The organism is Thalassobaculum sp., from assembly GCF_040219615.1.
Lineage (GTDB): Bacteria > Pseudomonadota > Alphaproteobacteria > Thalassobaculales > Thalassobaculaceae > Thalassobaculum_A.
Genome location: NZ_JAVJSE010000014.1, coordinates 183,183 through 201,136 on the forward strand (window position 1 = coordinate 183,183; position 17,954 = coordinate 201,136).

The window sequence follows — 17,954 nt, forward strand, 5'->3', positions numbered from 1 at the left end:
GTGGAGGGGGGAGCGTAGAGGAGTTTTCGCCCGCCGGTCCAGGGGGCGTTCGCAGATGCGGAAGGAGCGCCCGCTCAGGCTGCCGCCACCCCGCCGCCCCGCCGCACCGCCAGCGGATTGACCCCGTGCTGGCGCTGAAACGCCCGGGCCAGGGCCTCGGAGCTGCCGTAGCCGTAGCGCCGCGCCACCGCCTGCACCCGGTGACCGCGGTCCAGGTCCTGGCGGGCCAGGGTCATGCGCCAGCGCCTGAGATACGCCATCGGGGTCTCGCCGACCCGGGCCCGGAAGGCGTCGGCGAACCGGCTGAGCGACATGCCGGCGACCACGGCCAGGTCGCCGTTCGACCACGCCCGGCCGGGATCCTCGTGGAGCGCGACGATGGCCCGGCTGAGCCGCGGGTCCGAGAGGCCGGCGACCAGCCCCGGCGCGGTGGCGCCGCGCTCGATCTCGGCGCGCAGCAGGCGGACCACCAGGACCTCGGCCAGCCGGCTCAGCACCACGCCGGAGCCGCAGCGCGCCGCCCGCGCCTCGGCCAGCAGGAAACGCACCAGGGCGGCGGTGTCGTCGTCGGTGTCGTCGGCGGCGACCGGCAGGCTCACCGACGCCGGCAGCGCGGCGACCAGCGGGTTGCTGTCGCCGCCCCAGCTCGCGCTCGCCTCGACGAGCACGGCTTCGCCCGGCCGCCCGTCGGGCCCGGGGCCACGCAGGCCAAGGGCGATGCGGGTCGGCGCACCGGTCACGGCATCGCCCAGGATGCGCAGGTTGCCGGTGCCCGGCTCGGCGTCGGACACCCGCATCTCGAAGCGCGCGATCAGGGCGGACAGGCGGTCGTAACGGATCATCGGGGGTTGTGATCGGTTAATCGGGAGCTTTCCGACTACAACATCTGCTACCACAGGGACGATGATTTTCGCCACCGGAAGGATGACCCGATGCTGATTCCCCGCCAGAGAACCCCGGACCTGACCGTCAAGACCCTGTCGAGGGGCATTTTCGACCTCGCCGGCCAGACCTCCGAACGCGGCACGGTGGTGTGCTTCTACCGTGGGCTGCACTGCCCGATCTGTGCCAACTACCTGACCGAACTGGAGAAACTCACCCCGGAATTTGCCGCGCGCGGGGTCGACACCATCGCCGTCAGCACCGACGGCGAGGACCGAGCCCAGGCGATGGCCGAGAAGATCGAGGCCAAGGCCCTGCGCATCGGCTACGGCCTGCCGCTTGCCATGGCCAGGGAATGGGGGCTGTACATCTCGGCCTCGCGCGGCACCACCTCGATCGGCATCGAGGAGCCGGCGCTGTTCTCCGAGCCCGGCTTGTTCATGGTGACGCAGGAATGCTCCCTTTACTACGGCTCGGTCCAGACCATGCCGTTCGTGCGTCCGCATTTTTCGGAGCTGCTCAAGGCCCTCGACTTCGCGATCGCCAAGGACTATCCGGCCCGCGGCGAGTACACCGGGCCGGTTTGAGGGTTCGGCAGGCAGTCCGGCGTCCCGGCCTCCGACGAAAGGCGGCGTCAGGGACCCGGTTGCCCGAAGATCGGGGCGTCGTACCGACGTATCATCGCGTCTTCGGTGACCAGGAGCAGGTCGTTCAACCGCGCTTGCGCGACCAGCATGCGGTCGAACGGGTCGTTGTGATGGCGGGGCAGGGCTCCCGCTGCGACAGCATGTGCGACCGAGATGGGCAAGGCCTCCAGTCCCATCCTGTCGAGTAGTTCGGCAAGCTCCGCCAGCGGGAATACGATCCGGCCCAGGGCATGCTTGATCGAGAGCTCCCAGGCGCTGGCTGCGCTGACCAGCACGTCGTTGCCCGGTGCCGTGAGCGCTTCGCGGACGGCCGGGCTCAATCGGTCGGGGGTGGACATCGCCCAGATCAGGATGTGCGTATCGAGCAACAGCCTCATCCGGCCAGCGTGCCGAACGCATCGGCCACGTCGTCCGGAAGCGGAGCGTCGAAATCCTCTGAGACTTGGACACGGCCCCGTAGCAGGCCGAGTGGGCGCCGTTCGGTTCGCCGCGAGATCGGCACGAGCCTGGCCAGCGGCCGGCCGGCCTTCGCGATGACGATTTCCTCCCCCGCGGCGGCACGATCCACGAGCTGCGAGAGATGCGTCTTGGCCTCGTAGAGATTGACCGTCTTCATTCGGTGAGAATGCGCCTGCGGCCCTTGTTGGTCAAGTTTGGTCTACTGAAATTCGGGGGGACATCCCCCTGAACCGACTCTCGGCCACCAGCGCGCCCAGGGCGGCGATGTCGGATGCGGTCGCCCGGTCGTCGTCCAGCGGCGCGACCCGCTCGCGCACGGCGGTCAGGATGCCGACCGTGCCGGGCGCCAGCGCGATGCTGCCCCGCAGGTCGCAGGCCTGGGCGGCGACCATCAACTCGATGCCGGCCAGCAGCCGCAGCCGGGCGACGATCCCACGGGTCTGCTCGACGGTCGGCACGGTCAGCGCCGCCACGTCCTCGACCCCGTCGGCGACCGGCAGCACCCAGGCCGGCATCGGGGTGGCGGCGTGCTGGATCTCGGCGGTCAGGGCCGCCACCGTCTTCTGCACCGGCGCGAAGCCGCTGCGGCCGTCCGGGCGGGGGGTCAGGAAACGTGGCAGGCCGCTGTCCTGCTCGGACATCAGCTTCCAGATCCGCATGCCGACCGTCGCCGCCGCGCGCGAAAGCGCCAGGTTCAGTCCGGCGAAGGCGAGCGCCAGGTGGGTGGCGTCGAAGTTGGCGGTCTTCAGGATGCCGCCGTCGGGGCCGCCGTCGGGGCCGTCGCCGGGGGCCACCGCCGGGTTGTCGTCGGCGGTGTTGAGCTCCAGCTCGACCGCCGCGGTCGCCGTTTGCAGCGCCGCCGCTGCGGCGCCGTAGACCGGGCCGACGCAGCGGAAGCTCAGGGGATCCTGCAGCCGGCGGGCGGTGCCGGGCCGGTCCAGGTCGCCGCCGGCGAGCAGGGCGAGGATGGCGCTGGACACCGCCGCCTGTCCCGGGGCCGGACGCAGCGCAACCGCTTCCGGCCGCAGCGGCGCCACGCCGGCGCGGAACCCCTCGAAGGACAGTGCCGCCGCCGCCACCAGCCCGCCGAGCGCGTCGACCGCATCGACGACGGCGAGCGCCCCGAGCCCGGCCGAGACCGCGTTCGACGACACCAGTGCCAGCCCGTCCTTGCCGGCCAGCACCGGCGGCGCGATGCCGGCCCTGGCCAGCGCCTCGCCGCCCGGCAGGGTCGCGTCGCCGACCCGGGCCTCGCCGGCCGCCGCCAGCACCGAGGCCAGGTGCGCGAGCGGCGCCAGGTCGGCCTCGCCGAGCGAGCCGGTCATCGGCACCACCGGGTAGACCCCGCGGCAGAGCAGGGCCAGCAGCGCCTCGGCGGTGGCCGGCGACACCCCGGACCGACCGACCGCGAACCCGGCCAGCCGTGCCGCCATCATCGCCCGCACCTCGTCGTCGGCGGCGATTCGCCCGACCCCGACGGCGCGGCCCAGGATCACCCGGCGCTGGCGGTCGGCATCGTCGGCCGCGACCGCGGTGTCGGCGACCGCGCCGAGCCCGGTAGTGACGCCGTAGATCGCCGCGCCGGTCGCGGCCTGCGCCAGAAGGGTGGCGTGGCTGGCGGCGATGCGCCGGCGGGCGGCGTCGGACAGCGCGACCTCCGCTCGGCTGCGGGCGATGCTGGCCATGTCGGCGGCGGTCAGCTTGCCGTCGCCGATGACGACGGTCGCCGTCACACGGGCCTCCGGCGCCGGCCGGAGAGTCGGGTCTGGGCGGACGCGTGCCGGATGTCGATGCCAGGCGGCCTCATGCGATCGGGCCCAGGCCGTGGCGGCGGCGCGCCGTCAGGCATTCCTCGTCGCCCGGCTGGCAGGCCCGGCACACCGCCGGCCGGTGCGCGTAGATCCCGCAGGCGGTCCCGACCCCGACCTCGCCGTCGAGCGCGGCACAGCGGCCGCGGACCCAGCCCATGCCGCTGCCGTCGCCGTCCAGCAGGTAGCGGGGGATCGCGGCGATCTCGTCGTCGCTCTCGACGGTGAAGCGCGGCCAGTCGCGCGAATAGGCGCAGCAGGCGCCGCAGGACTGGCAGGGCGAGATCTCGGGCGGAGCAGGCAATCCGGTCCTCCGGGGGACGATGTCGACTGCGGCGGCGGCGTTCGCGGCGACACTACCGCCGCTCCGTCGGGCTTCCCAGTGAAACCCCGGCCCCGATGCGCCCTGCTACCCGGCCACCGGCTACCCGGCCACCGGCTACCCGGCCGCCGGCGGCCCGTCGACGCCGGTCAGCCAGTTTCGGGCATCGCCGATATCGGTGAAACAGCGTCTCTCGGTGCCGGTCGAGGACGAGGCGACCTCGACCCAGAGTGCCAGGATGGTCCGGTTGACATCGTCGCGGTACACCAGGGCGACCCGGCGGCTGGTATTCATTCTATGATCAATCTGGTGCTGCCACATCGACCGCATGGCGGACAGGGTCATCTCGTCGAAGCTCGCTTCGCGAAAATCCCAGAGGATGCCTACCCGCCCCGAATGCCGGTCATCGTCGCTGATCTGGTTCAGGACCGTGAGGACGGCCTCCTGGGTCACGCGCCCGACGAGGGCGATCTGCGTGTACTTGCCCGGCTCGATGAACTCGATGTCGTATCGCGGGGTCATGTCGCGGTCATTGTTGACCGGTGCCCCGACCCCCGTCTTGTGGAAATTCATCCGATGGAGCGTGCCAGGGGTCGCGCGAGTCCCCCTCGCAGCCGCCGCCTAGCCTTCCGGCCCGGCGACGCCCTTGCGCAACCCCTTGATCTGGCCGCGGCGGGTCTTGCCCTCAAGGCGGCGCTTCTTCTCGGCCCGGCTGGGGCGGGTCGGCACCCGGAACTTCGGCCGGATCGCCGCCTCGCGGATCATCCCGGCGAGCCGTTCCACCGCGTCCTCGCGGTTGGCGAGCTGGGTGCGGTGCCGGTTGGCGGTGATCACGATCTCCCCGTCCTTGGTCAGCTTCGACCCGGCGATCCGCTCCAGCCGGGCCTTCACGTGTGAGGGCAGCGACGGCGACCCGCGCACGTCGAAGCGCAGCTGGACCGCCGTCGAGACCTTGTTCACGTTCTGCCCACCCGGGCCGCCGGCCCGGATGAAGGTCAGCTCGACTTCTTCGTCCGGGATGCTGCAGATGCCATCGATCTCGATCATGGCGCATCATAGCGGGGCACGGTTGCCGGATCGACGGCGCATAAGATATGCGCGGCGGCGGACCACAGGGCGCGCTATCAACCGTGCCGACCCTCTCCGGACGAGCGAACCATGGACTTCAGCCCCTTCGACACCCGCCACTACCCGACCCTGCCGGTCGCCGAGGGCTACGACGAGTGGGCCGCCAGCTACGAGACCACGGTGTTCGACCTGCTGGACATCCGGCTGTTCGAGCGGCTGGAGTCGGTCGACTGGGCGGCCTGCCGGTGCGCCGCCGACCTGGCCTGCGGCACCGGCCGCACCGGCGCCTGGCTGAAGCGCGCCGGGGTCGCCCGGGTCGACGGCATCGACCTGACGCCGGCGATGCTGGAGAGGGCCCGGGCCCGGGGCGCGCATGATCGGCTGGCGCAGGGCGACCTGGCCGCCACCGGCTTCGAGTCCGGCGCCTACGACCTGGCGACCGCCTGCCTGGTCGACGAGCACCTGGCCGACCTGCGCCCGCTATACCGCGAGGCGTTCCGGCTGCTGGCGCCCGGCGGTCGGTTCGTGCTGGTCGGCTACCACCCGCACTTCCTGATGCTGGGCATCGCCACGCATTTCGACCGGGCGCCGGGCGAGCCGGTGGCGATCGAGAGCCATGTCCACCTGACCAGCGACCATGTCGCGGCCGCCCACGCCGCCGGCTTCCGGCTGCAGGAGATGGCGGAGAACCTGGTCGACGACGACTGGGCGGCGGTGAAGCCGAAATGGCACGCCCGGTACCGCCACCACCCGGCCAGCTTCGCGCTGGTCTGGCAGGTCCCGGCCTGAGCGGTTGTCGCGCTGGACGCCGGCCGGGTTCGCCGCGAAGATCGCGCCGCCATCACCTGCCGCGAGGCCGTGCCGTGCTGACCCTGTACTACACTCCGCAGACCTGCGCGCTCGCCTCCCATATCTGCCTCGAGGAGGCCGGCGCCGAGTACCGCGCCGAGCGCATCGACTTCGCGAAGGAGGAGCAGAAGGCCCCGGCCTACCTGGCGGTCAACCCGAAGGGCCGGGTGCCGGCGCTGGTGACGCCGTCCGGCGTGCTGACCGAGACCCCGGCGCTGCTGCTCTACATCGCGCAACTGTTCCCGGCCGCCCGGCTGGCGCCGCTCGACGACCCGTTCGCGCTGGCCCGGGTACAGGCGTTCAACAGCTACCTGTGCTCGACCCTGCACGTCTCGCACGCCCACCGCATGCGCGGCCACCGCTGGGCCGACGACCCGGCGGCGATCGAGGCGATGAAGCGCAAGGTGCCGGAGACCGTGGCGGCCGGCTTCGACTACGTCGAGCGCCACGCCTTCGCCGGCCCCTACGTCATGGGCGAGGCCTACACCATCGCCGACCCCTACCTGTTCACCCTGGCGCGGTGGATGGAGGGCGACGGGGTCGACCCGGCGCAATTCCCGAAGGTCGCGGCCCACCGCGCGATGATGCAGGAGCGGCCGGCAGTGCAGGCGGCGCTGGCGGTGCAACTGGCGAAGCCCTGAGAACCGGGGCCGGCCCGACCGGCTTCTTGGTTCTTCCGACGCCGGCATGGTCCGGTCGGTCGGTGCGGCCATTCGCGCAAGGGTCCGTGCGCTCGTCGCCCGCTGCCGACACTGATGCCCGGGGCCCGACTGCAAGGGGCCGAGACGGGCTTTCGCACCGCCGACCACTTCGGGGTAGTAAGGATTTTCATATATTCCGTCGGCAACCTCGTTGTAAACGCACGAACTATTGTAAAGCGTCAAGACGAAATATGCATTTTTATTTCATATATTTTTGAGAAGTGTTTAGAAAATACAAATATAAATAGGCAATTCCATAAATATACGGTATTAATAGTTTAGAAACTACTTCAGAGAAAACGCAATGCGAAGCAATCTGGCCAATGAGCTCACGGATATGATCCCGACGCTCCGGCGTTTTGCGCATTCGCTGGCGCGCAACGCCGCCGATTCCGCCGACCTTCTTCAGGACACCCTGGAGCGGGCGCTCGGCCGCTCCCACCAGTTCGAGGAAGGCTCCAACCTGAAGGCCTGGGTCTTCACGATCATGCGGAACCGGTTCTACACGAACTGCCGCCGCCAACGGCGCGTACGCCAACATGCCGTGGAGAGCCTTGCCAGCATCGCCCCCGGTGACCGCACCGCCATCGGCGGACAGATGTCCCGGATCGAGAGCTGCGAATTCGCCCTCGCCTTCGACAAGCTGACGGCCGATGAGCGCTCCTTGCTGATCATGGCGACCGTCGACGAGATGCCCTACGAGACCATCGCGGGCCTGCTCGAGGTCGAGACCGGGACGGTAAAGTCCCGCGTCTCGCGGGTCCGGGCCAAGCTGCGCCGGATCCAGGAGAGCAAGAGCGATGTCGCCCTGGCATGCGCCGGGCGTGTTCCGGCCCCGGCATTCATCCGCCATGGTCGGATGCTCCAGCCCGCCGCCCACTGCTGATCCAGCCGCCGCCGGCTGCCGCCGGTCGTGCTTCTCGCTTCCGAAGGGCCGTGCCGGGTGGCGAATACCGGGCTACAGCGCCATCTCGGCGTCGCTGCGGACCACCTGCACGACCAGTCGCTTGGCTTCCTCGTCCTCGATGCCGATCGCCGCGGCGACGTACATGGCGGCTGCGACCGTCCCCTCCATATGCGCCTTCAGCTTGGAGCCGCCGCGCTCGAGGGTCTCCTCGGCGGTCTCCAGGTAGGTGTCGCGGATCAGGTCGAGGGTGATCTGGTCGAGGCTGGCCATGGCATCTCTCGCGGCCCGGGTGATGCCATGATGATCGGCGATTCGGGTGAACGAATTCCTAAGCCGGGGGCGGATTTCAGCCGCCCGGCCAGGTGTCGCTGAGGCGATAGCCCTGCGGCCACGGGTCGTCGGGATCGACCATCAGCTGGCGGGTGCCGGAGATCCAGGCGCGGCCCTCGATCGACGGCGTGACCCAGGTCCGCCCGGCCCGCCGCTCGACCGCCTCGATGCGGCCGTCGAAGCGGGAGTCGATCAGCGAGGTGGCGACGAAGGGCTGGCCGACCGCCAGCAGGCTGCGGGCATGCAGCACCGCCATGCGGGCCGAGCAGCCGGTGCCGGTCGGCGACCGGTCGATCTTGCCGGGGCGGATCACCACGGCGTTCTTTCCGGTGAAGCCGTCGCCCAGCGGCTCGACCGGCCCGGCCACCTGGCAGAACGAATAGTGGGTCCATTCCGGCAGGTCCGGGTGGCTGAACGGCAGCTGTTCGGTGGCGGCGGCGGTGATGCGGGTGCCGACCGTCGCGATGTCCCGCGCCTCGTCCGGGGTCAGCGCGAAGCCGAGGTCGCCGGCCGGCACGATCACGAAGCTGTCGCCGCCGAACGCGGTGTCGACCGTCAAGGTGCCGAGTCCGGCCACCTCCAGGGTGGCGTCCAGCCGGTCGGCGAAGGACGGGATGTTGCGGATCCGCACGCGCTCGACCTTGCCGCCGCGGCAGGTCGCGGTCGCCTCGACCAGCCCGCCGGGCGCCTCCAGCAGCAACCGGGTGACCGGCTCGGTGATCGCCACGATGCCGGTCTCCAGCAGCACGGTCGCCACGCACAGGCTGTTCGAGCCGGACATCGGCGGGGTATCGGCCGGCTCCATGATGATGAAGCCCATGGCGGCGCGCGGGTCCCGGGGCGGCACCAGCAGGTTGACGTGCCGGAACACGCCGCCGCGCGGCTCGTTCAGCACCAGGTTCCGCAGGGCCCCGTCGCGGGCAATGAAGCGCGACTGCTCCCACAGGGTGGCGCCGGGCGGCGGCGCCACGCCGCCGACGATCACGTCGCCGACCTCGCCCTCGGCGTGGCACTCGACGATGTGAATCAGGGTGTTGCTGCGCATGGTCCCCTCCGCTTCCGCAGCCCGACGATGCCCCGCCGCCGGGCCCGGCGCGACGGATTTCTGCCGGAGGGCCGTTGACAGGGGAGGGAACCGGGGAGATCGGCCGGAGGTTTCCGGCCCGCACTTCGCAGGAGGCTGTCCATGCGCCCCATCAGACTCGGCCTGGCCGCCGCGGCGGCCGTCATGCTCGCCGTCGCCCCGGTCGCGACCGCCTATGCCGACCCGCCGCCCTGGGCGCCGGCCCATGGCTGGCGTGCCAAGCACGACAAGCACCGCCACAAGAGGCGAGAGGAGGTGCATGTCTATCACCACTACGACCAGCCGGACCGCTACCGGCAGCCGGTGATCGTCCAGCAGGGGCCGTCCTTCGGCTGCGACCGCTCGCTGCTGACCGGCAACAAGACCCTGCTGGCGCAGATCCTCGGCGGGGCCGGCGGCGCCGTCGCCGGGGCGCAGTTCGGCCAGGGCTCCGGCAAGCTGGCGGCGACCGCCGGCGGCGCGCTGCTGGGCGTGCTGCTCGGCACCGAGGTCGGCGGCTCGCTGGATGCGGCCGACGCCGCCTGCGCCCGGTACAGCGTGGTGCCGACCCGGACCTACCAGGCCTCCGGCACCTACTGCCGCGAATACACGACCCGCGCCCGGGTCGGCGGCCGCACCCAGGAGGCCTACGGCACCGCCTGCCGGCAGCCCGACGGCAGCTGGCGGATCGTCCGCCAGTAGATCGTTGGCACGCGGCTTGCTTCAGTCTTTGCAGGACTAGACGCCTCACCCAGGAGGGAGCGATGCGATACCTGCCGAAGTTCTCCGACGACTACGCCGCCGCGTCCGACGACCTGTCGGTGACTGCGGTGCTGGCGGGCGATCTCGACGAACTGCTCGACGCCTATGGCGACGACTGGTCGCTGGAGGATGCCGACGAGATCGACCTGCCCGGCAGCCTGGCGCACTGACCGGCGCTCACCGCCCGGCTGCGCGGTCGGCCCGGACGACGGCGCCGACCCAGCGCAGCACCGGCGCCAGCTCGTCACGCCACAGGCGCCAGTCGTGGTCGCCGTCGTGGACCCGCAGCTCGGCGGCGTGGCCGGCCCGGCGCGCGGCCTGGAAGAATCGCAGGGTGCCGCGCCACAGGCCGAAGGAGTCGTGGTCGCCGGTCATCAGGTAGAAGTCGCTCGGCCGGCCGGTCGCCGGCTGCCCGATGGCGGCCAGGGCGGCGAACACGTTGCGGCCGTTGAACGCCACCGGATCGAGCGGCTCGCCGAACGCGCCCGCGAAGAACTCGATCTGGAAGTCCGGGAACGCCCCGGCATCCTCCACATCCTCGAAGATCGCCGGGCTCAGCGCCGCCGCCGCCCGGAACCGGTCGGCATGCCGCACACCCAGGCGCAGCGCGCCGTATCCCCCCATCGACAGTCCGGCGGCGAACCGGCCGGACCTCTGCGCCTCGGTCGGATAGGCGGCGTCGACGGCGGCCGGCAGGTCGACGGCGATCGCCCGGCCCCAGTTCCCGTAGCGTTCGGAATCGACGTACCAGGAATTGCCGACGCCGGGCATGACGATCAGCAGCGGGACGGCATCGGGCTCGGCGAACACCGCGTCGGCGGTGGCGACCACCCCGGCGTTCGACCAGTCCTGCTCGCCGCCGCCATAGCCGTGCAGCAGATACAGGACGGGCATCGGACCGTCGGCGGCGGCCGGCCGGTACACCAGGGCCGGGATGTCCCGGCCGAGCGCCGGGCTGGCGAAGCCGCGACGCTCGAGCGTGCCGGCCCCGGAGCGGGACGGCGAGGCCCCGGCCACCAGGGCGCCGACGGCGAGGCAGGCCAGGACTGTCCTGACGGTCATTCGGCGGGGGCGACCCCGGCCTGTTGGTAGCGGGCCGCGGCGCGCTCCCGCTCGGCCGCCCGCCGGGCGGCATGCTCGGCCTCGCGCTTCCGCCAGGGCTGGTGCTTCAGCAGGGTGCACCAGTAGGCGAAGCCGATCAGGATCGCGATGCCGGCCAGATGCACCAGGGCCAGCGTCGCGACCGACCGCCCGAGTTCGTCCAGCACCATGCCGCCGACCCGGGCCAGCCCCATCGACAGCAGGAAGATCGGCAGGGAGTTGCGGCCGACCGTCACGATCGGCCGGGCCCAGGCTTCCAGCAGGCGATGCTCGCGGCCCTTGACCAGGGCGACCGCCAGATAGGCCAGGGCCAGGAAGTGGGCGTAGCGCAGCAGGCCGAAGTCGGTCTTCTCCTGCCAGAACCAGATGCTCTCCCGCAGGTCGCGCAGCACCTCGAAATGCTGCGCCGTGCCCCAATGCGCCACCGGCAGCGACAGCACGACGAAGCCACCGGCCAGCCACAGCAGCGGCCGCGAGATCGCCGGCGCCGCGATCCAGCCCATCGATAGCCCGAACCCGGTGAAGAACAGCAGCTGCCACGCCAGCGGGTTGAAGAACCACTCGCGGTCGGAGAACGGCTCCGCCGGCAGGCCCCAGCCATACAGCGAATTGGCGGCGTACAGCGCGGCGCTGAAGGTGATGCCGGCCCAGGGGTGGATGCGCGACAGCGCCACGATCACCGGGATCAGCACCAGCGCGCCGATATACATCGGCAGGATGTCGAAGTAGTTCGGCACGTAGGTCAGCGTGAACAGGCCGACCAGGCCTTCGGCAGGGTTCGCCAGGAACCAGCCGAGGTTCAGCTGCTCGATATAGTCGCCGTCGAGCGCCATGCTGCCGGCGGTCACCAGGGCGGCGATGAAGAAGAACATCGCGACGTGCGCGACATAGATCTGCCAGACCCGGTAGCCGATCCGGGTGGTGCCGTAGCCGAATCCGGCCTTGGCGAAGGTGCCGCCGAACGCGATCGCGGCGGCGAAGCCGGAGCAGAACACGAACATCTCGGTCGCGTCCGACCAGCCGAAACGGGCCGGGATGTATTCGTTCCACGGATTGTTCGGAACGTGCGCGATGAAGATGATGAGCATCGCGACGCCCCGGAAAAAGTCGAGCCGCGGATCGCGTACCCGAGGTCCGCCCAGGCCGGGGCCGCCCAAGCTGGGGCCGCTCGTCGTCATGGTGAATTCCTCGCCTGAACCGGTGCCATCCCGGACAACCTAAGAGATCGGCGGTGTCGCTGGCCAATCAACACCGATCAAGCCTTCTGACGGGAACGTGAGGGCTGAATCGGGCGAATTTCCGGTCGGGGCAGGCGGCCTGGATCATATCGGCTCACGACTCTGTCATGCCGTTTCGGCGTATCTGGATTCACCCCCGGCAAGCGCACATATTCCGGCAGCGGACGGAGTACTCGATCTCCGCCCGTAACGCCTCGAGGGGATGTCAGGCATGTCCAGTACCGATCTGTCGGCACCGATCGCCGACGGTACGACGGCGGACCGGGCGCGCGTCATGGCGCGCCGGCGGCTGGTGTTCTTCACCCTGGTTTCGCTCACCTGCCTCGGCCTGTTCGGGTGGATGACGCGGCTGGTCGGGGCCGACGGGATCGACCTGTTCGACGTACTGGTCCTGGCGCTGTACGGCGGCACTCTCCCGTGGGTTGTGATCGGCCTGTGGAACGCGGTGATCGGCGTGGCGCTGATCTACCTGAAGCGCGACTGGCTGCGCGCGGTGGTGCCGCTGGCCGGCCTGGACGACGCGGACTCGCCGATCGTCACGCGCACCGCGATCGTCATGCCGGTCTTCAACGAGGACCCGGAGCGGGTGTTCAAGCACCTGCGCGCCATCGAGGCGTCGCTGGAGCGGACCGGGCAGGCCGATGCCTTCGAGTTCTTCCTGCTGTCCGACAGCCGGATCCCGGAGATCTTCGAGGAGGAGGAGCGGCGGTTCGAGACCTGGCGGCGCACCTCGGCGCATCCCGAGCGCCTGCATTACCGCCGCCGGCTCGACAACGTCCGCCAGAAGGTGGGGAACCTGGAATCCTTCTGCGACCGCTGGGGCCACCGGTTCGCCCATATGCTGGTGCTGGACGCGGACAGCCTGATGTCGGGCGAGGCGATCGTCCGGCTGGTCCGGCTGATGCAGCGCAACCCCCGGCTCGGCATCCTGCAGACCCTGGTGGTCGGCCTGCCGGCGGCCAGCCCGTTCGCCCGCATGTTCCAGTTCGGCATGCGCCACGGCATGCGCTCCTACACCACCGGCAGCGCCTGGTGGCAGGGCGACAGCGGGCCGTACTGGGGGCACAACGCGATCCTGCGGCTGGCGCCGTTCATCCGGCACTGCCGGCTGCCGCGGCTGCCCGGCCGGCCGCCGCTGGGCGGCGAGATCCTCAGCCACGACCAGGTCGAGGCGGCGCTGATGCGGGCTGCCGGCTACGACGTGCGGGTGCTGCCGATCGAGGGCGGCTCCTACGAGGAGAACCCGCCGACCCTGCCGGACTTCATCAAGCGCGACCTGCGCTGGTGCCAGGGCAACATGCAGTATGTCCGGCTGATCGGCTGGAAGGTCTGGCGGCCGCTCGGCCGGCTGCAGCTCGCCCTGGCGATCCTGATGTACCTGTCGCCGGTGATGTGGATGGGCTTCCTGTTCGCCGGCCTGCTGCGCACCATGGCGACGGCGCTGTTCCCGGGCACCGATTTCGCCTTCATGCCGGCGGTCTGGGAGCGGGTGGCGTCGGGCGAGGGCGTGGCGCTGTTCGGCACCATGATGACGATCATCTTCGCGCCCAAGATCTTCGGCGTGATCGACGTCATGCTGTCGGCCGCGAAGCGCCGGCGCTACGGCGGCGCGCTCCGGACCCTGGCCGGCACCGCCGTCGAGATGACCTTCGGGGCGCTGCTGGCGCCGATCGTGGCGGTCGCGCAGACGGTGTTCGTGATCGGCCTGATGTTCGGCAAGAAGGTCGCCTGGAACGTCCAGGCCCGCGACCTGAAGACCGTGGCCTGGAGCCGGGCGGTGCGCGGGCTGTGGCTGCAGACGCTGTGCGGCGTGCTGTTCGGCGCGGCGCTGTGGGCCTGGGCGCCGGGCGCGCTGCCCTGGGCGATCCCATTGCTGGCCGCTTGGATCCTGGCGGTGCCGTTCGCGGTCCTGACCTCGAGCGCGCGCCTCGGCCGGCTGCTGCGCCATGTCGGCCTGTGCGCGGTGCCCGAGGAGATCGAGCCGACCGCCGAGGTCGCCGAGGTGATGGCGCCGACGCCGCTGCCGGTGCTGGCCGGCGGGGCGGCCCTGGCGCCGACCATGACTCTCGGGCACGCTGTGCCGTCGAGCCCGGACAGCTGAGTTCGACTTTGGCCAAGACCGGCTGCCGGCGATCCACCCCGCCTTTTTGTCGTCATTCCGGCCGTAGCGACGACGTCGCGAAGAGCCGGAACCCAGCCGCCGCTTCGGCCTTGCCGCTGCCATCGCGGCGACCGGCGCATGGCGGACGGTGGGTTCCGGATCGGCCGCGCCGGGGCGGCGCGGCCGTCCGGAATGACGACCAGGGGGAGATGGACAGCCCGGTTCTCGCCGGCGCGACGAGTACTCCGCAATCCACAGGCTGCTCAGGCGCCCACCGGCCGGCTTGACGCCGGGCCGTCCTCGGCGTTCTGTCGCGCATGGCCTGGCGGTACTGGGAACATCTGACGACGACCGAGCTCGCCGACGGGGCGTGCCGCGACGCCGTGGCCGTGCTGCCGGTCGCCGCGGTCGAGCAGCACGGCCCGCATCTGCCGCTGGGCACCGACGCGATCCTGACCGACGGGGTGCTGGACGCCGCCCTCGGCCGGCTGCCGGAGGCGGTCGACGTGCTGCGACTGCCGACCCAGCGGGTCGGGCTGAGCCCCGAGCATGCGAGCTTCCCGGGCACCCTGACGTTGGACGCCGAGACCGTGATCGCGCAATGGGCGGCGATCGGGCGGTCGGTGGCGCGCGCCGGGATCCGCCGGCTGGTCCTGCTGAACGGCCATGGTGGCCAGACAGCGCCGGTCGACCTGGTGGCCCTGCGGCTGCGCTCCGAAACCGGCATGACGGTCGCCCGGGTGACCTATTTCGACCTGATCGGCGACGACCCGGCGGTCGACGCGCGCGAGCGCGCCTTCGGCTGGCATGGCGGCCTGGTCGAGACCGCGCTGGTGCTGGCGATCCAGCCGGGGCTGGTGCGCCGCGACCGGCTCGGCGACTTCCGCTCGGCGGCCGAGGACGTGGCGGCGAATCATCGCGAACTGCGGGTCGAGGGGCCGGCCGGGCTCGGCTGGCTGGCCGGGGACCTGAGCCCGTCCGGTGCCACCGGCAACGCCGCCGCCGCCACCGAGGCGATCGGCCGGCGGCTGCTCGACGGCATCGCCGGCCGGCTGGCGACCGTGCTCGCCGAACTGCACGGCTACGCGGGTATCGCCCGGTGAGCGACGCCTGGGCGGCGATCCGGGAGGCCATGGCGACGGCCCGGGCGGTCCGGCACGGTGCGGAGTCCCGTGCGGCCCTGGACGCGGCGCTGGCCGGTTTGCGCGACCGCGACGACCTGCCGCCGGCCGGCCCGGCGCTGCTGGACCTGGTCGAGCGTGCCGCCGCCGGCCCGGTGGTCGTCGCCCAGCTCGGCCAGACCCTGGACGGCCGGATCGCCACGGCTACCGGCCACTCGCACTATGTGAACGGGCCCGAGGCCCTGGACCACCTGCACCGCCTGCGCGCGCTGGTGGACGCGGTGGCGGTCGGCGCCGGCACCGCGGTCGACGACGACCCGTCGCTGACCACCCGTCGGGTAGCAGGCCCGAACCCGGTGCGCGTGCTGCTCGATCCGAACGGCCGGGTGCCGGGCGACCGCCGGCTGTTCCGCGACGGCGCGGCGCCGACCCTGACCGTCGGCCCGGCGCGGGCCGGGGCCGGGAGCCTGGAGCTGCCGGGCGGCGACAGCTCGCCGGCGGCGATCCTGGCGGCGCTGGCGGCCCGTCGGCTCGACGTGGTGCTGGTGGAAGGCGGTGCCGGGACGGTCTCGCGCTTCCTGGAGGCCGGCCGCATCGACCGCCTGCACCTGCTGGTCGCGCCGACCCTGCTCGGCTCCGGCCGTCCCGGGATCGTGCTGCCGGAGGCGGCGACCATGGACGGCGCCCGCCGGTTCGAAGCCCGGCGCTATGCGCTGGGCGAAGACACCCTGTTCGACCTCACCCCGGCGGCCTGATCAGTCCGGCAGCAGCAGCTGGTCGAGGTGGCCGACCGTCAGCCGGGCCGCCCGGCCGATCGACCGGTCGCGCCAGGCGGCGATCCCGCCTGCCTCGCCCGGCGACAGCTCGATTGCCGCCGCGGCCCAGCCTTCGACCAGCGCCGCCCGCATCGCGTCGTCGCCGGGCCCGATCGCCCAGTCGCTGGTCGCCTGGACCAGCCGGCCGCCACACAGGCGGGCCAGCGTCGGTCCGGCATCGGGGCCGAGGGCCGGCCCGAACCCCTTGTCGGAGCGCTGGTGCCGGTTGACCAGTTCCAGCACGCGGCTGTCGAGCGGATCGGCGGGCCACCAGGCGGTCCGGCCGTCATAGGTCAGGACCACCAGCAGGGCGGCGCCGATCGCCTCGACACGCGCGACCAGCCGCTGCAGCCACTCGGCCGAGACCAGGTCGATCAGGGCGGAGGCGGTGACCAGGTCGGTGCCGTCGGGCAGGGCGGCCTCCAACTCGGCGGCGAGGTCGGCCCGGCGGACCGCGACCGCCGGGTCGTTGCGGGCGGCGGCGGCCAGCAGCGCGCCGTCGGCGTCGACCAGGGTCCAGGCCTGCGCCGCCGGCAGCCGTGGCGCGAGGTGCCGGCGGTTGTTGCCGGACCCGGCGCCCAGGTCGACCACCGCCAGCGGCCTGCCGGTCGCCAGCGTTCGGGTGGCGGCCCAGGTGGCCAGCCTGTCTTCGAGCGCGCGCGATCGGGCGGCGGCGTCGAAGCCGGCCCTGAGGATCAGCCAGGTCTCCGAGAAGCTCACAGGCCCTCCGTCACGGCGGCGGTGAAGTCGCGGGCGGTGTCCGACCAGCGCCGCAGGGTGGCGGCGGCCGCGACCGCCCCGGCGGCCAGCCGGCGGTACTCGGCCCGGTCGTCCAGCAGCCGGGCCAGGGCGGCGGCCAGGGCGTCGGCGTCGCCCGCCGGGACCAGCACGCCGGCGCCCTCGGGCACGGCCTCGGGGATCGCCCCGGCATCGGTGCCGATCACCGGCAGGCCCCAGCGCACCGCCTCGACATAGGCGATGCCCCAGCCCTCGTGCCGGCTCGGCAGCACGAACAGGTCGGCGGCGCGCCAGAACCGGTCGAGCTCGGCGTGCCGGACCGCGCCGTGCAGCGTGATCCGGTCGCCGAGGCCGAGCGCGGCGATGCGGGCCTCGACGGTCCGGGCGTAGGCCGGATGCCGGGCGTCGCCGACCAGGTCCAGGGTCCAGGCGCGATCGGACAGGCGGGACAATGCCTCGACCAGCAGGTCCTGGCCCTTGCGCGGGATCAGGGTGGCGACGGTCAGCAGCCGCAACGCCGCGCCCGGCGCCGGCGGGGCGCGGAACGACAGGTCGACCGGCCCGTCGACTCCCGGCGGCACGGCGACGACCCGAACCGGATCGACGCCGAGTTCGGCGAGCCGCCGGGCGGTGGTCCGGCTGGTTGTGACGATGCGCCGGGCCAGCCGCAGGGCGTCGACCTCGTCGCGCAGCCAGCGCGTCCGGGTCGCCGCGTCCAGCCCGGTCTCGTCGCCGAGCGGATGGTGCACCAGGGCGACCGGGGTCAGCCGACCGGCATGCGGCCGGACCACCTCGACCAGCGGCGCATAGGCCAGGCCGTCGACCACCAGGACGGCGCCGTCCGGAACCCCGGCGAGTGCGGCGGCCGCCCGCGCCAGGGTATCGGGGTCGGTTTCCGGGAACGGGCCGTCGACCCGCAGCACGCCGCCGAGCCGCCCGGCCCCGGCCAGGCCGCGGACCGCGTGACGGTCGTAGACGAAGCCGCCGGTCGGCGTCTCCGGATCGCCCGGGACCAGGAAGAAGACCGGCGCCGCCACGCCTG

At 72.1% G+C, this 17,954-nt stretch carries 22 protein-coding genes; 9 read left to right on the plus strand and 13 right to left on the minus strand.

All coding sequences use genetic code 11. The annotated features are described in order from the left end of the window. Positions 1-74: 74 nt before the first annotated feature. Positions 75-842 (minus strand): AraC family transcriptional regulator, encoded by a 768-nt coding sequence (locus RIC31_RS10435; RefSeq protein WP_350106261.1) that lies wholly within the window; start codon positions 840-842, stop codon positions 75-77. Positions 843-932: 90 nt separating this feature from the next. Here RIC31_RS10435 and RIC31_RS10440 point away from each other — a divergent pair, with 90 nt between their 5' ends. After that, the gene (locus RIC31_RS10440) at positions 933-1,469 is read left to right on the plus strand and encodes a peroxiredoxin-like family protein (RefSeq protein WP_350106262.1); all 537 of its coding nucleotides are present in this window, start codon (positions 933-935) and stop codon (positions 1,467-1,469) included. Positions 1,470-1,516: 47 nt separating this feature from the next. Here the strand turns inward: RIC31_RS10440 and RIC31_RS10445 are convergent, their stop codons facing one another. The 6 genes from RIC31_RS10445 to arfB form a co-directional block, all read right to left on the minus strand. Beyond that, positions 1,517-1,906, minus strand: a complete 390-nt coding sequence (locus RIC31_RS10445; protein ID WP_350106266.1) for a type II toxin-antitoxin system VapC family toxin — start codon at positions 1,904-1,906, stop codon at positions 1,517-1,519. Further along, on the minus strand, positions 1,903-2,145 hold the full coding sequence (locus tag RIC31_RS10450) for a type II toxin-antitoxin system Phd/YefM family antitoxin (protein ID WP_350106269.1): 243 nt from the start codon (positions 2,143-2,145) through the stop codon (positions 1,903-1,905). The genes RIC31_RS10445 and RIC31_RS10450 overlap by 4 nt, the downstream gene beginning before the upstream one ends. A 31-nt stretch (positions 2,146-2,176) precedes the next feature. After that, complete coding sequence (locus RIC31_RS10455; RefSeq protein WP_350106272.1) at positions 2,177-3,721, minus strand: HAL/PAL/TAL family ammonia-lyase; 1,545 nt, start codon at positions 3,719-3,721, stop codon at positions 2,177-2,179. A 70-nt stretch (positions 3,722-3,791) separates the two neighbouring features. Next, positions 3,792-4,100, minus strand: coding sequence for a YkgJ family cysteine cluster protein (locus RIC31_RS10460; protein ID WP_350106275.1), 309 nt, complete (start codon positions 4,098-4,100; stop codon positions 3,792-3,794). A 135-nt stretch (positions 4,101-4,235) separates the two neighbouring features. Next, the gene (locus RIC31_RS10465) at positions 4,236-4,640 is read right to left on the minus strand and encodes an STAS/SEC14 domain-containing protein (protein ID WP_350106279.1); all 405 of its coding nucleotides are present in this window, start codon (positions 4,638-4,640) and stop codon (positions 4,236-4,238) included. A 99-nt stretch (positions 4,641-4,739) separates the two neighbouring features. After that, on the minus strand, positions 4,740-5,165 hold the full coding sequence (gene arfB / locus RIC31_RS10470; protein ID WP_350106282.1) for an alternative ribosome rescue aminoacyl-tRNA hydrolase ArfB: 426 nt from the start codon (positions 5,163-5,165) through the stop codon (positions 4,740-4,742). A gap of 111 nt (positions 5,166-5,276) precedes the next feature. On the opposite strand from arfB, the gene RIC31_RS10475 reads away from it, so the two are divergent. The 3 genes from RIC31_RS10475 (at position 5,277) to RIC31_RS10485 (ending at position 7,622) form a co-directional block, all read left to right on the plus strand. Then, positions 5,277-5,975, plus strand: a complete 699-nt coding sequence (locus tag RIC31_RS10475; protein WP_350106285.1) for a class I SAM-dependent DNA methyltransferase — start codon at positions 5,277-5,279, stop codon at positions 5,973-5,975. A gap of 74 nt (positions 5,976-6,049) precedes the next feature. Continuing rightward, complete coding sequence (locus RIC31_RS10480; protein ID WP_350106288.1) at positions 6,050-6,676, plus strand: glutathione S-transferase family protein; 627 nt, start codon at positions 6,050-6,052, stop codon at positions 6,674-6,676. 364 nt (positions 6,677-7,040) lie between these two features. Next, the gene (locus tag RIC31_RS10485) at positions 7,041-7,622 is read left to right on the plus strand and encodes an RNA polymerase sigma factor (protein ID WP_350106291.1); all 582 of its coding nucleotides are present in this window, start codon (positions 7,041-7,043) and stop codon (positions 7,620-7,622) included. Between the two features lie 72 nt (positions 7,623-7,694). Here RIC31_RS10485 and RIC31_RS10490 read toward each other — a convergent pair whose 3' ends face one another. Together RIC31_RS10490 and RIC31_RS10495 are read right to left on the minus strand one after the other, a co-directional pair. Then, positions 7,695-7,913, minus strand: a complete 219-nt coding sequence (locus RIC31_RS10490) for a hypothetical protein (RefSeq protein WP_350106293.1) — start codon at positions 7,911-7,913, stop codon at positions 7,695-7,697. 76 nt (positions 7,914-7,989) lie between these two features. Further along, a complete protein-coding gene (locus RIC31_RS10495) occupies positions 7,990-9,018 on the minus strand; it encodes a trans-3-hydroxy-L-proline dehydratase (protein ID WP_350106296.1) in 1,029 nt (342 codons plus the stop codon). A gap of 141 nt (positions 9,019-9,159) precedes the next feature. Here RIC31_RS10495 and RIC31_RS10500 point away from each other — a divergent pair, with 141 nt between their 5' ends. Next, positions 9,160-9,738, plus strand: coding sequence for an RT0821/Lpp0805 family surface protein (locus RIC31_RS10500; protein ID WP_350106299.1), 579 nt, complete (start codon positions 9,160-9,162; stop codon positions 9,736-9,738). A gap of 62 nt (positions 9,739-9,800) precedes the next feature. Next, the gene (locus RIC31_RS10505) at positions 9,801-9,968 is read left to right on the plus strand and encodes a hypothetical protein (protein ID WP_350106302.1); all 168 of its coding nucleotides are present in this window, start codon (positions 9,801-9,803) and stop codon (positions 9,966-9,968) included. Between the two features lie 7 nt (positions 9,969-9,975). Here the strand turns inward: RIC31_RS10505 and RIC31_RS10510 are convergent, their stop codons facing one another. Both RIC31_RS10510 and RIC31_RS10515 read right to left on the minus strand, forming a co-directional pair. After that, on the minus strand, positions 9,976-10,860 hold the full coding sequence (locus RIC31_RS10510) for an alpha/beta hydrolase (protein ID WP_350106305.1): 885 nt from the start codon (positions 10,858-10,860) through the stop codon (positions 9,976-9,978). Further along, positions 10,857-12,077, minus strand: coding sequence for an OpgC family protein (locus RIC31_RS10515; RefSeq protein WP_350106308.1), 1,221 nt, complete (start codon positions 12,075-12,077; stop codon positions 10,857-10,859). Before RIC31_RS10515 ends, RIC31_RS10510 begins: the two co-directional genes overlap by 4 nt. A gap of 271 nt (positions 12,078-12,348) precedes the next feature. Between RIC31_RS10515 and mdoH the strand changes: the two genes are divergently transcribed. From mdoH to RIC31_RS10530, 3 genes are all read left to right on the plus strand, one after another. Continuing rightward, the gene (mdoH, locus tag RIC31_RS10520; protein ID WP_350106311.1) at positions 12,349-14,238 is read left to right on the plus strand and encodes a glucans biosynthesis glucosyltransferase MdoH; all 1,890 of its coding nucleotides are present in this window, start codon (positions 12,349-12,351) and stop codon (positions 14,236-14,238) included. A gap of 317 nt (positions 14,239-14,555) precedes the next feature. Further along, the gene (locus RIC31_RS10525; RefSeq protein ID WP_350106314.1) at positions 14,556-15,341 is read left to right on the plus strand and encodes a creatininase family protein; all 786 of its coding nucleotides are present in this window, start codon (positions 14,556-14,558) and stop codon (positions 15,339-15,341) included. Then, positions 15,338-16,114, plus strand: a complete 777-nt coding sequence (locus RIC31_RS10530) for a RibD family protein (protein WP_350106316.1) — start codon at positions 15,338-15,340, stop codon at positions 16,112-16,114. Before RIC31_RS10525 ends, RIC31_RS10530 begins: the two co-directional genes overlap by 4 nt. Here the strand turns inward: RIC31_RS10530 and RIC31_RS10535 are convergent, their stop codons facing one another. Continuing rightward, positions 16,115-16,894 carry a methyltransferase domain-containing protein gene (locus RIC31_RS10535; RefSeq protein ID WP_350106319.1) on the minus strand — a complete coding sequence of 260 codons (780 nt, stop codon included), beginning with the start codon at positions 16,892-16,894 and terminating at the stop codon, positions 16,115-16,117. Next, complete coding sequence (locus tag RIC31_RS10540; protein WP_350106322.1) at positions 16,891-17,949, minus strand: glycosyltransferase family 4 protein; 1,059 nt, start codon at positions 17,947-17,949, stop codon at positions 16,891-16,893. Before RIC31_RS10540 ends, RIC31_RS10535 begins: the two co-directional genes overlap by 4 nt. Positions 17,950-17,954 lie beyond the last annotated feature (5 nt).